This window comes from Saccharicrinis sp. GN24d3, from assembly GCF_052400645.1.
GTDB lineage: Bacteria > Bacteroidota > Bacteroidia > Bacteroidales > Marinilabiliaceae > Saccharicrinis.
Genome location: NZ_JBQTGI010000004.1, coordinates 274,183 through 288,868 on the forward strand (window position 1 = coordinate 274,183; position 14,686 = coordinate 288,868).

Genomic DNA, 14,686 nt, shown 5'->3' on the forward strand with positions numbered 1-14,686 from the left:
ACAAGGTTGGAGATGTTGAATGAATATAGAATGACATTGAAAACATTAACCACGACCTCAACGAGGTCATATGTTTATAGAACAATGATAAATGAATTAAACCCGACTTCGGAGAAGTCGCATGTATATAGAAAAAAGAACGATACGGAACATTCGACCCCGGCCCGTGTCGCACCTTTGTTACAATCATATTTTCTATATACATACAATCCCTCCGAGATTATTACAAACCATAAATAATAAACCTGAAAAAATATAAACTATGGCCGATACATTTACCCAAATTTACATTCAGGTGGTTTTTGCCGTAAAAAACCGCGATAGCCTCATTGCCAAAACATGGGAAGAGGAACTATTCAAATATATAACCGGCACCGTACAAAACAAGGGACAGAAAATGCTCGCCATAAATGGCACCTCAAATCACATTCACTTTTTTATCGGAATGAAACCAACATGTTGCCTGTCCGATTTGGTGCGCGAGGTTAAAAAATCGTCCAACGAATTCATAAAAGAAAAACGATTTACCAATTTCAATTTTCATTGGCAAGAAGGATTCGGAGCCTTCTCGTACAACCACTCACAATTGGGCGATGTAATTCAATACATCGAAAACCAAAAGCAACACCATAAAAAGAAAACATTTAAACAAGAATACCTTTCCTTTTTAAAAGCTTTTGAAATCGAATTCAAAAACGAATATCTATTTGAATGGGTTGATGATGTATAGTACTACAAAAGAAATGAACGAAGTTGCAACAAACATACAGTTTATTGAAGGTGTGTGCGCTTTAAGGCAGTCGAATATTGAAACCTACAAACAACCCAAGCGAATCACGGCTGACTTTAGGATGGAGAAGGCTACTACTAAGTCCTATAATGGAAGACAGATACTTGAATTGTTACAAAATTGTGATGATGCTTTACATGGGTACAATAATGGTGAATGTATAGTTAATATTCAATTAGATACTCAAAAAAACATTTTACGTGTATCCAATCATGGAGCACCATTTTCAATAGATGGAATAGGTTCATTATTAATAGCAAATACCTCAAGCAAAGGTCGTGAGTTTATTGGAAACAAAGGCTTAGGATTTCGCTCTGTACTAAATTGGGTGCATGAAATAAAACTATTTACACAAGGGTGTATAATTTCTTTCTCAAAGCAACTGGCTGTTGAATCATTTAATAAGCTTGTTCCAAACGCAGACCTACAAAAAACATTATTTGCTGATAATAAAGAGCATTTAGATAAGGGTGAAGTTCCATTAGCTGTTCTTTCAATGCCAAAGATTGTAGAAAATAATGAAGAAGAACAATTCTCTACAAGCGTTGAACTTCATTACCTTAAAGAAAAGGAAGAAGATATTAAAAAGCAGCTACAACAATTAAACACCAAACTTTTACTTTTTTTAAATCATATACGAGTTATTAGGGTTGATTATGTTGACGAAAATCGTAATACTGAAATAAGAGTAAATGAAGAAGCAAGCAACGATGAATTAGTTGTTACCAATGACGGAGCTTGGAACATTAAAGATACAGGTGATGTTTATTTTGATAAGACACAAGAAAATGATAGATATTACAGAATAAAATTGGCGTGGAAGGATAATTTATCCGATACAGATTCAAAATTCTATACTTACTTTCCAACGGCAGTTCCTACGAATTTACCATTTCTTATTCATGCAACATTCGACCTTGACCCAACACGTAATTATTTGAATACGTCAGATAATGGCGAGAATCAAACAATTTTAAAGCATGTTGCACAATTAATGAAAGATACAGCACTATCGCAACTATGCAAAACACCTGCAAGCTGGCAACCCTATGTATTTCTTTTACCGCAAAGTAAGAACACCAATGAGTTATTGAGTGAATTCTATGATATGCTTCAGAACTTTCGTGATGAAGAATCTATTTATCCATGTGTCGATGATTCCTATGTAAGCATTGATAATGCTGTATTCCATGGTGATGATTTCTCTAATTGGGTTTTGGATAATAAACTTGGCGATTACTTTCCTCGATTGGTGAAAGCAAAGGACAATAATGAAGTTATCATTAAAGGCAGGTATAGTTTTGAAGAATGGGAAAACATCATAGAAACAATAAATCCATCATTAAATATTGAAGCCAGAACACAGCTTATTGGTTTATTAATTAAAAAAGGCAGCTTAATAAGCTACTTTGATGAAATTCATTCTAGCCATAAAAATCTACCTCTATTGCTCGACAATTCCGGTGAGATTGTAAGTGCTTCAAAACAAGTTTTCACTAAAGACACCGAAGATATTTCTTATGAATTACCAAGTTATATTGATGATATTGCCTTTATATCAACAAAGCTATATAGTGAAATAAAGAAACAGTTAGCAGATGACATTAACAATGCAAGGCAAGACAATGAAACTGGTCCTTCCCGTGCAATAAAGAGGTTATTAAAGGATATAGTCAATATTGGTTCAGATGATATTATAGATGTAATAGACTTAATTGTAAAACAAACTAATCGGGTACTTGAAGATGCTCAAAGCAATCTTGACACAGTAAATGAAATGCTTAAAACTCTGTTTTCAATTTTCCTGAGCAATCCCGATAGACGTGGGAAATTGACTGCAATAAAAGCGATACCTATTATAACTCGTAATTTAACAGTCAGATTTGCGAATGAATTATTTTTTGGAAAAGAATATAATTCAGGAGTAGAAACTGAATTTATATTTGAGGGGGTTTATGATGATGATACATATATAGCCGGAGCAGATATTTTAGGCTTAGATTCAGATAACGAAGATTTTTTTGAAAGCTTCTTTCTATGGTTAGGAGTTAATGAGGATGTAATATTAGAAAAGGAGAAAAGAGAAGAACATCATAAAGATCACAATTGGAGTTATGCCAAATTTGTTCGTAGTCAAATCAAACTACCCGAAAAAATCACATACTATGCATGTAATAATTTCCTTAAAGTTTCCAATATTGACCAGGTAAAACAGTTAGATGTAAAGAAGCTATTCAGGCTATTGATAAAAAATAATCAGTTGTTTGATTCGATTCTGAACGATGCTGAGTTTTATACAAAATATGGTAATGAATATGAAAAACCTGTTCATAAAGCTCCAAGCTTTATCGTATATCAGTTTAACACGGCATTTGATTTTAATACATTTATAATTGATAAGAATCTGCCCAAGATACCTGAAATCACCCAAATTGAATTGGATGAAACAGTTGATGGAGACATTGCCAACAAACAGGTTCTTTTAGCTAAAAAATTAGGCGTTAAAACTTCGTTTAATAAACTGCCAATTGAAAGCGTAATAAATGCTCTAAAAATATTTGGTGAGCATTCTGAAAATGCGTCTAATAGCCAGGAATTTTATAAGTTGGTAAATGAGTATTTTAAAGCAAACGAGGAAAAACTAAGTGGTTGGAAAATAGATATTACAGATGTAAAGTATTTTTCTCGCAAAGGAGGAATCGGTAAAGATTTACAAGCAATTGAAGCTAAAGATGTCTTCTATTCAGATAATAAACTATTGCCTCAAAAAACATTAGATAAGTATTGGTACATTAATCTTCCAAGTCGAATTGGTGAGAAAAATATCAGTCGTTTTTTTGGAGTGGAGCTAATTAAAAACGTTATAAAGGACATTAAAATTAACGTTAGCAAAACAAATAGATTAGATGAAGAATTAGGCAACTACATTAATAAAATAAAACCGTATCTACTTTGTTATCGTCTCCAATCATTAAAACAAAACCAAAGTCGAAAAAACGAAGTAAACCTGCTTAAACCTTTTGTCATTAACTTGGTTTGTCAGGCTACTATAGAATTCGATAATAAAATACCTGAACATTTAGAAAATTACGACTTTATCCCTGATGGAAACACTTTCATTTTAAAATGTAATCAAGAAGTATCATTGGAATATTTGCAGCAAGACCCTTTGTTCTGTGATGCTATTGCCGAAATGTGTTGTATTGTTTTTAAAGTTCAAGACTTAAAAAATACTTTTAGGCGAATATTTAAAGATGGGTTAATCGAAACAGCTCACCTCATAAAAACAGATGAACTTGAGAAGTATTTAACCGAAGCCCGAAAGTTGTTAGGAATATCAATAGAAGAACAACAGTTTTGGATGAAAGTATTCCCTGACAAAATTGATATTGACATATCTGATGAGAACGATTTTAAGAACAGCATTCAGCTAATGTTGGAAAATAAGTTCCCTGACTATTATCAAAAAATAGATTTCTCGGATTTAGGTACTAAATACGGTATAAAGTTTTTATCATGGCTTTCGGAAATGAAACCAATAGCCTTAGAGAGTTTAATAACTGACGATACATTAATACCGTGGCACAAAGAGAATCTCAATAATGGCATTAGAAACTATTCAAAGCAGTTTGAATACAACCTTTGGGAACAGGCAAACGAATCCGACAATCAAGAGTTAAAGAAGGCTTTTTTTAAACAGAGCATTGAATTTGATGATGCTGTTATATTGAATAGTTTTGATAATTTTCTGAATGATAGCAAGTATAATTTATCTCCAAACTACAACACAGCAATTAGGAATTTTGCAAAAAGCAAATATGGTGTAATTCTAAAGGAAGAAGATGAAGGAATACCTGAAATAATAAATCTCTACACTGAGTTATTTAAAAAATATCGCTATGGGCATGATATTGAGGATATGGAAAATATACTTAAAGATGAATTGCCACATATTCATAGTCTGATTTTCTTTGAAGGGAATGAGGATATTATAAAAACTCATCTCGATAATCTTGAAGAACATAACAATCACTCAATTGAAGGTAGTGCAAAAGGTGAAGATGATGATGAATTGACCATTTTTAATAGCAGTTTATCTAAAGCAAAACCTTCAAAGGGAGGCAATATCAAGTCGTCAGGGTCACATTCTCACAACTCAAAAGGTGATAAAAAGAAGGTAGCAGTTGGTAAACGTAAAGAAAAAGATGTTGTTAAAGCGTTGACTAAAAATGGCTATGAGGTTAGGAATATTGCAAAGAAAAGGGACGTAAAACATTATGATTTAGAATATAAAAAGAAAGGTTGTAACGAATGGCGTTACCTTGAAGTGAAAAAAGATTCAGGTGGCTTCTTCTTTTTGAGTAAAGCTGAAAAGGAAACAGCAATAATGAAAGAGAATAGAGAAAAATATGATATTGCCATCGTAAATGATGAAACAATTCATATCATAGAAAAGCCATTTGATTTTCAAGAAGAGAGTTTTGGAAATAACTCAACGTTTTTTGCAGAACCATCGGAATATAAGATTTCGTATAATATAAATGAATAAACATGCTTAGTTTAAACCAGGCAATTGAAATAAAGGAGTCCATACTTGCATACCTGAAAGCAACATTCACCTTTCAGGATAAAGAGGTGCATAAGGCATTTTACAAGTTCATTAATCATCCAACAGAAGGATTATTTAAAGGTTCGTATTTATCCTTAAAACTTCCCTTTGTAAAAGCAAATGAGGAAGACCAACAGCATATTCCGCTTACCATAAAACCCGATTGGCTACCTTATGACCATCAGGTAAAATCGTGGCATAGATTAAGTACGGCAAACCAGGAAGCACAACCAACTATTATTACCACAGGAACAGGTTCAGGTAAAACCGAATCGTTTATGTATCCTGTTTTGGATTATTGCTACCGTAATCTAAGCCGTCAGGGTATTAAGGTAATTATTCTATACCCAATGAATGCCTTGGCAACTGACCAAGCTAAGCGTTTAGCAGAGGCTATTTATGAAGATGAAAGAATAAAAGGGAAAGTATCTGCCGGGCTGTTTATTGGTGAAGGAAAAGATGCTGCAAAGTACCCTAAAACAATGGGGGCTGACCATATCATCGAAAACAGGGAATCTATTCTAGCTTCTCCCCCCGATATTCTCCTAACCAACTTTAAAATGTTGGACTATGGCTTAATGAAAAGCAATTACAACGATTTATGGTTGGGTAATTATAAGGATAATACTTTACTTCAATTCCTTGTATTGGATGAATTGCACACCTACGATGGAGCGCAGGGAACTGACGTTGCAAACCTAATAAGACGATTAAAGTTAAAGCTCTCAATTCCTGAAAACCATCTATGCCCTGTTGGTACATCGGCAACCATTGGTTCAGGAGAAGAAGCACCCAAATTATTGTCTGATTATGCTTCAAAAATATTCGGAGAAAAAATTGAGCCTGATTGCATAATTACAGAAAACCGCCTTACTACTGACGAGTATTTTGGTACAGATGAACTTGATACGTATGTACCTAGAGCGCAAGCATTAAGAGACATAAAGCCGTTAACTGGCGAAGGTTATGAAAAATATATAGAACGTCAGGTAAATGTTTGGCAAAGCGATAAAGCAAATTTAGCCAACGATTTATTGCGCTTAAATATAGTAAAAGACCTTGTTAATGTGGTTAATACCGATAAAGGCATACATACTTTATCAGCCATTCAACAAAAGCTGTCGGATATTAATGACGATTTTAAGAAAACACCTCAATGGGATGAACAATATCAGTTTAACCCTAAAGAAGCTTTAATACTATCGCTTTTTGCACTCATCTCTGAGGCAAAAATAGTTGACCCTAAAAATGGAAGAAAGTCACCGTTTTTATACACCCAAACTCAATTATGGATACGTGAATTAAGCGGATTACTGAGAGTTGTTAGTCAAGAGCCTGTTTTCGCATGGAAAGAAGATATTGACCAGACCAATGGAGATTTAGGTCTTCCTCCATGGTTTTGTCGGGATTGCGGAGCAAGTGGTTGGTTAGGTATTAAGCACGATAATAAAGAGCGATTTGAGAAAGATATTCAGGATGTTTACACCAAATTTTTCTCTAATCACAAGCACATATATTTCGCAAACAGAACATCGTGGCATTCTCAGTTAGATGCTGCCAAAACAGGATACGAAGCAAGTGATGTGTTTCACAAACATATCTACAATAAAAATCTTGAACTGTATGACCAGGCAGATGAAGGCAGAACGGATATTACAGCTTTTAGAAAGCTTGATAATAACGGTAAAAACGACCATGTTTGCCCGGAATGTAATACCCGAAATACGGTTTCAATAATCGGTACTCGTATAGCTACATTAAGCAGTATTGCTGTTAGTCAGACCTTATCTACCGACCTTGATAAGCAAATTGAAAAAGAAAGAAAGGTACTTGCTTTTACCAATTCTGTTCAAGATGCAGCACATCAGGCTGGTTTTGTTGAAGCTCGTAACTATCGTTTTACGTTCCGTTCTTCTCTGCAAAAGGTTATCAACGATTTAAACAAGACTGTTCCACTTAACGAGCTGTCAGAACATTTTATTAATTATTGGAAGCAACATTCCGATGAATCGGGCAAAGCTCCTTTAGATGCGTATTATTATCGCTTTTATCCAACAGATTATATTGGAAAATCATCACCAAGAGATTATTCTGAAAATGGAAGATACGATACCCATTTTATAAATGAATTTGATGAGCGTATTATTTGGGAAGTCTTTGCTGAATTCGGTTACAATTCGCTTATTGGTCGAACATTGGAGAAAACGGTATCGTCAGCAGTTAGTTTTAGTGTTGATGATTTAAAAAAGGTTTGGGCAATTGTTTCTCCCTGGCTAAAAGCTAATGAACCATCGGGAACTATTGATGAAGATAGTTTTATATTGTTTTTGGATTTATTGTTGCACCGTATCAGAACTCGTGGAGCAATCAGTCATATTTACTTATCTAAATTTAGAGAACGTGATTTGAAATTATGGGACTTAAACTGGATGAAAGACAACCGTCACTTTCTAAATAAAAAGTTCCACCCACGTTCAAGAATACCTAAGCTTCTAACTTATAATAATGATGCAAGAGGACTTCTTGATGGCACAAAAGCCAGAACAACAAACTGGTTCCATCAGTATTATAAAAAGAGTTTCATTCAAGCTACAAATTACACCGATATTGTAAATGAATTCTACAAAGTTCTCATTGAAGCTTTGGCAGAAACCAATATCCTTGACGTTAAAAATGAAGACGAACAGATAAATTACGCATTAAATCCTGCCAAAATATTTGTCAATAATAATGCAACTACATACGAATGTGCTTCGTGTGGACATCAGGTATATGCTGCTAAAACAGATAGTGAACTAACAGGTGGTAAATGCTTAAACTATCGTTGTGAAGGTACTTATGCCATTAATAAGGAAAACAACGGAAACAATTATTATCAGCTTGTTTACAACAGAAACAGGTCGCCACGTATTTATGCTGCCGACCATACCGGGTTATTAGAGAGAAAGCAAAGGGAACTCTTAGAAATTGATTTTAAGACGAGACCTAGATTCAATTCTAAAAATGCTATGGTAGCCACCAGTACCCTCGAAATGGGTATTGATATTGGTAGCCTTAATACAGCATTTAACAACTCTATTCCACCTCTGCCATCGAACTTTTTACAGCGTATCGGACGTGCAGGAAGGTCAACTGGTTCAGCACTCATTGTAAATTTTGCTAAAAGTCAGGCTCACGATTTATTCTACTTTAGCGACCCTATGGATATGATGGCAGGTGAAGTAAGTACCCCCGGCTGTTATATTGAGGCAAAAGAGATACTAAAAAGACACTTCTTTGCATTCTGTATAGATTCATGGACAAAAGAAAATCCTAAAAATCACAACATTCCGGTTAACCTCAAATATTTGAGAATTGAAACAACCGATATGCTTTCCTCTGACTTCTTTATGAACAAGATTCTGAACTATATTAAAGTAAATGAGGATAAGCTGTTTACTGCCTTTAAAGAAGGTTATAAAAAAGATGTTAATGATACTGTTTTTGATAGCTTAAAATACGAGTTAAACAATGATGCTTTTTATCATTTTCACAAACAGATATTTATAAAATTAAAGGAAGAAATAGCCAATATTCAATCCATCAAGAAAGAGATTGATAACCGCATCAAGGATTTAAAATTGGGTAAAGAAGACCCTGAAAGAATTGAGCTGGAGAAAGAAAAGAAAAACCTTGGTGGAATTGTAATGGCTATTAAGAAAAGGAATACGCTGGAACATTTAACAAATGTAGGGGCATTACCAAATTATGCTTTCCCCGAAACAGGTGTTACCTTATCTGCAAAAGTTCTAGGGAATAAAGCAATAGCAAGCAACAAACCGCCTTTAAATAAAGATTTTGAAATTGTACGTTCTGCAAGTCAGGCAATCCGTGAATTTGCACCTGATAATTTCTTTTATTCCCAAGGATATAGATTCCTTGTTACAGGTATAAATACATTCGATTGGTCAGACAAGGGGAATTTCCATAAAAAACGATTCTGCTCAAATTGCGACCATATTGAAATTGCTGATACAGCAGAAAAAGGGAACTGCCCTAAGTGTGGACATGAATCTTGGGGAGCTTCATCCAATGTACATACCTATGCTAAATTACTATCGGTTAAATCGTTTAACAACCAATCCGATGCTACACTAAACGATAGCGGAGACGATAGAGATAGCATTGTTTATAATGTGCAAAGGCATTTTAACTTTAAAAAGTCTATTTCCTATGGAGCGTTTGCAATGAAAGAAATACCATTTGGAATTGAATTTATTAAAGACGTTTCAATCACAGAAGGAAATCTTGGCAGAAAAGATATTGTTAACGCCCGAAAAGTGAAAATTAATGAGGAAGAAGTTCCTGCACATGGTTTTATTACCTGTAAGCATTGCGGTAAAAGTTCCTCAAACATTTATCAACGAAACTATAAATTCCATTACGCCTACTGCAAGCACAAGGATAAATCTTATGAAGGTTCAGAAGATGATGTATTTGAAGAAGTATTTTTCTTTAGAGAAATAAATACCGAGGCATTAAAAATATTGTTGCCTGTTCAGGAGTTGAATAGTGAATCGGAATTAAAGATGTTCCGTGCAGGGATTGAGTTGGGGTTGAAAAAATTCTTTAAAGGAAACCCACAGCATATAAGACTTGCAGATTACAGCGAATACAACCATACCACAAATAAATTTGATAAGTACCTGGTGCTATTTGATTCCATTCCGGGCGGTACAGGTTATTTAGAAAAACTGTTTGATGCAAAAGAGTTCAGTAAACTTCTGAAAGTTGCTTATGAAGAAATCAGAGATTGTAATTGTCAGCTTATAGGGAAAGATGGATGTTACCGTTGTATTTACTCCTATTCAAACCAATATTATCAATTAGAATTAAGTCGTTCTCTTGCTGAGAAGAGGTTTAATGATATTTATAAACGTTCAGAAGATTGGGAGAATCAACCTAATGGACTTGGAAACCTAACCAACACCGGGAATATTGAAGAATCGGAACTGGAAGAAAGATTTATAAGAAGTTTAAAGAAATTGGCAATTGTCAATGATTCATGGGAGCTTAACGAAGTCAATGATGATGGAATAATATCTTATACACTATCATACACAGCCTTAAATAAAAAAATCAGTTACCATATCCGACCACAAGTAAACCTTGGGCATAGTGATGGTATTGAATTTCATACCCGAACCGACTTCTTAATGATATGTACCGAGTATGAAGTTAATGGCACTCCTGTTTCTGACCTTTATGCAATTCCGAGAATAGCAGTATATCTTGATGGTTATCAGTTTCACGCATCAAAAGAGCATAATCGGTTTGTAAATGATTTTCAGAAACGTAATGCTATTGCAGATTCAAGCAATCATGTAACCTGGACACTAACATGGGATGATATAGAATTATTTGATGCTGAATTAAATAATGCGGAAGTCATTGAAAAACGTGACTTTCTTGATGAGAGACTAAAAAGCGATGAATTTACCAAAACAAAGACTGCCTTACTAAAAGCAGTTCGCAGAGAAGACAGCAGTATCGGAAACTTTAATAATAACTTCAACCGATTTATTGAATTGTTGAAGCAAACCAATGATATTACTAAATATCAAAAGGATACATCTTTATATCTGTCATTTTTCCAAAAGAAATTACTTTCTCCATCATTCGCTCCCGACAATATTGCAGATGCAATAAAAAATGAGAGCCTAGACAATTATTGCATAACAAACAGAACTCTTGATGGATGGATACCTTCTTTGTTAATTGACACAAATGAATTGTTCTATCTGAAAGCTGCAATCAATATTGAAAAGGCTGAAATAGTTGCCGAATTTGACATTACTAATGATGTAGAAATAAATAAAGAAAATTGGAACGCATTCTGGATTATTTATAACCTGCTTCAATTATTCAAATTAAATAGAAGAAATAAGGAAACTGATGTTTTAAGTGATTTTACATCGGAATTGATTTTGGACGATATACTAAGTCAGTTCAATACTCCATTTCATCCAATAATTGAAAAATTATATAAATCAGGTAAGTTACAGACTGAGAAGGATGAAATAGCCCTTTATAGTTTAACCGATTCTAACGGTGATATTTTAGCCGAAGCTGAATTTATTATACAAGCTGAAAAATTTGTAATCAATCCATTTTCAACTGAAGATGAATCTGTTTTTATAAAGCAGGGCTATCAGGTTGTTGATGAAGATAAATTAAAAGAAATTGAATTATGAATCGAGCGCAAGCGAGAAACATATTACCATTGAAATTAAACATTGCAATATGAAACTACTATTCTACGATAAGTTTTTTGAATCCTTGATTTTATTACCGAAAGGGATTCAAAAAAAGGTGATTGATTTTCAAAAAAAGTTCAGGGAAAACTCTAAATCGGCCGGAATCCATTTAGAACCAATCTCAACTTTTAAAGATAAATCATTAAGGTCTGCACGTATTGACCAAACATATCGTGCTATCATTAAAGTTCCGGAATCCGGAGATATATTTTACCTACTTTGGGTTGACCATCACGATGAAGCTTACCAATGGGCTACAAATAAAGTTTTTCAATGGAATGATGCTACCCAATCAATGCAAATGTTTACAGCCCCTGAGGAAACATTGGAAGTTCAGCAGAGTAAGGAGGTAAACTACAAATCTGAACCATTTTTATCGACAATTGGGAATGATAAACTATTAAAGATTGGCGTTCCGGAAGTATTGTTACCTTCTATTATTAAAATTGATACTATTGATGATTTAGAGGAACTTGAACAATTCATTCCAACTGATGTATTTGAAAATCTGTTCTACTTGATGGATGGAGCTGATATTGACAATATTATTTATGAAATTGAGGAAGGTAAAGTACAGGAACAGGAAATTGAAGCTAAGGTTAATAGTATTAATAACCAAAGAAGCTTCATTGAATTAACAGATGATAATCTATTCAATGAGATACTGTCTGGGAACTTAAAAAAATGGAAGTATTACCTGCACCCCTCACAAAGAAAATTAGTGAATGGATACTTTAAAGGTTCAGTAAAAGTAAGTGGTGGAGCTGGTACAGGAAAAACAGTAGCTGCACTTCACAGATTAAAATACCTGACTCAAATAAAAAAATCATCGGAAAGTATTCTTTTCACTACCTATACAAATGCTTTAACGGACAATCTAAACCATTTAATTAAAGGTTTGGATATGAATGAAGGTAATATTACTGTTTCAACGATAGATAGTATTGTTGCCAGCTTAATTTCAAAGTATAATATTCTTGAAGAAGACTATAAAACATTTGAGCTAAACCCGGTAAAAAGTGCCAGTGAGATATGGGAAGAACTAATTTCCGCTGAACTAACCCAATACTCACCTGAGTTCCTTGAATCAGAATATAAAGACGTTATTCTATATAATAATGTCAGTTCGCTTAGTGAATATATCAAGACCTCAAGAAAAGGACGTGGCAAACCAATTAGCCGAAGACAACGAACTGAAATTTGGGAGTATATTGAAAAGTTTAAGGCTCAAAAGAAGGAAAAACACCTTTACTATAAGGATGAAACCTTTAATGCTTTATATAATTACTTAATTCAAAATAATATTACCCCTTACGATTATTGTCTTGTAGATGAACTTCAAGATTTTTCAAATATTGAATTAAGACTTGTTAGAAGTTTAGTTGCTGAAAAACCAAATGATTTATTCATGGTTGGCGACCCAATGCAAAAAATATATGACAGGCATATTAACTTCTCAAAAATAGGTATTAATGTAAGAGGTAATAGAAGCAGACGTTTAAGAATTAATTACCGAACAACCGAAGAAATTAAGAAAATGGCTTTTTCTGTTATTCAAGATTGCCACTATGACAATTTTGATGGTGAAGAAGAAAATAAAGGAGGCTATGTTTCTTTATTTCATGGCAATAAGCCAACATACCAAATTTTTAAAACCAAGAATGATGAAATTGATTTTGTTCTTAATAGTCTTAAAGACCTAAAGGACAAAGGTTATCAAAATGGTGAATTAGCAATTTGCGCAAGAACGAAAGATGCTCTTAAAGATTTCAGAAACATATTACATAAGGAGAATATCCCCTATACAAATAACGACAGTAATGTTAACACTGATTCTTTAGCTCTATTAACATTTCATAAGACGAAAGGTCTGGAATTCAAACATGTTTTTATTGTTGATGCCAACGACAGAACAATACCAAAGTTGCCATACAATTTTAACGAGATGGAAAGTGAATGGCAAGCAAATTACTTGAAGAATGAAAAATCACTACTCTATGTGGCTGTTTCTAGGGCTATTGAGAATGTTACTATTTCAGGAATAGGAAATAAATCTGAATCAATTAAGGTTGACTAAAATGGCAGAACAAGCGAAGTTTCAAAAAATGTTGGAGATTCTGTTAATGCTTGATTGTAAGTATGGCAGAACGATTCAGGAAATATCCGAACGTTTCGATGTTTCTCCAAGAACTGTATATCGTTATTTCGATACATTTAAACAAGTTGGTTTCGTGATTGAGAACAAGAACGGATATTTTAAAATTAATAAAGACGATTCCTCGGCTAAAGACATTAGCCAACTACTTCATTTTACCGAAGAAGAAGCGTTTATTTTGGGTAAGGCTATTCATTCTATCGAAGATGGTTCTGAATTAAAGGACAAGCTTGCAAAGAAGCTATATAGCTTGTATGATTTTGACCGGGTTATTCATGCCATATCTAAAAAAGAAGAAACCGATAATATCTTCAATGTAATTCAGGCAATAAAGCAACAAAAACAGGTTGTTTTAAAAGAATATAAGTCAGGTCACAGCAATAATATCCGTGACAGGTTGGTTGAACCTATTGATTTTACTGTGAATTATATGGGCATTTGGTGTTATGATACCGAAGACCAAAGCAACAAGATATTTAAAACAGCAAGAATTAAAGAAGTTGTTGTAACCGATGAATGCTGGCAATACAAACCAAAACATCACAAAGGCATAACCGATATTTTTAGAATGCAAAGCTTTGAACCAATTGCTATACAATTAAAATTATCAATGCTGGCTTACAACCTACTTGTTGAAGAGTTTCCTTTAAGTGAAAAAAATATCAAAGAATCTGATGACCACAAATACATACTTACAACTGATGTAGGTAACTTCATTGGCGTTGGTAGGTTTGTGTTGGGATTACCCGGGGAAATAGAGGTTGTATATCCACAAGCTTTTAAAGATTACCTGAACTCAAAAATATCAAAACTGAGTTTTTAAAATAGCTAAAAAC

At 33.8% G+C, this 14,686-nt stretch carries 5 protein-coding genes; all 5 read left to right on the forward strand.

Features of this window, described 5'->3' with window-relative positions:
* The first annotated feature begins 262 nt into the window (after positions 1–262).
* From tnpA to ACT29I_RS07225, 5 genes are read left to right on the forward strand one after another with little or no spacing between them, the layout of a single operon-like run.
* Entirely contained in the window at positions 263–730 is a 468-nt protein-coding gene (tnpA, locus tag ACT29I_RS07205; RefSeq protein WP_444793078.1) for an IS200/IS605 family transposase, read from the forward strand.
* A gap of 13 nt (positions 731–743) precedes the next feature.
* Entirely contained in the window at positions 744–5,339 is a 4,596-nt protein-coding gene (locus ACT29I_RS07210; RefSeq protein WP_444793079.1) for a sacsin N-terminal ATP-binding-like domain-containing protein, read from the forward strand.
* A 2-nt stretch (positions 5,340–5,341) separates the two neighbouring features.
* Positions 5,342–11,632 (forward strand): DEAD/DEAH box helicase, encoded by a 6,291-nt coding sequence (locus tag ACT29I_RS07215; RefSeq protein WP_444793080.1) that lies wholly within the window; start codon positions 5,342–5,344, stop codon positions 11,630–11,632.
* Between the two features lie 49 nt (positions 11,633–11,681).
* Entirely contained in the window at positions 11,682–13,772 is a 2,091-nt protein-coding gene (locus ACT29I_RS07220; RefSeq protein WP_444793081.1) for a UvrD-helicase domain-containing protein, read from the forward strand.
* A 1-nt stretch (position 13,773) separates the two neighbouring features.
* On the forward strand, positions 13,774–14,673 hold the full coding sequence (locus ACT29I_RS07225; protein ID WP_444793082.1) for a helix-turn-helix transcriptional regulator: 900 nt from the start codon (positions 13,774–13,776) through the stop codon (positions 14,671–14,673).
* Positions 14,674–14,686 lie beyond the last annotated feature (13 nt).

Bases quoted from the DNA above. Each gene is read 5' to 3' on its own strand.
- tnpA (WP_444793078.1), top strand. From the start codon at position 263: ATGGCCGATACATTTACCCAAATTTACATTCAGGTGGTTTTTGCCGTA.
- ACT29I_RS07225 (WP_444793082.1), top strand. From the start codon at position 13,774: ATGGCAGAACAAGCGAAGTTTCAAAAAATGTTGGAGATTCTGTTAATG.
- ACT29I_RS07215 (WP_444793080.1), top strand. From the start codon at position 5,342: ATGCTTAGTTTAAACCAGGCAATTGAAATAAAGGAGTCCATACTTGCA.
- ACT29I_RS07210 (WP_444793079.1), top strand. From the start codon at position 744: ATGAACGAAGTTGCAACAAACATACAGTTTATTGAAGGTGTGTGCGCT.
- ACT29I_RS07220 (WP_444793081.1), top strand. From the start codon at position 11,682: ATGAAACTACTATTCTACGATAAGTTTTTTGAATCCTTGATTTTATTA.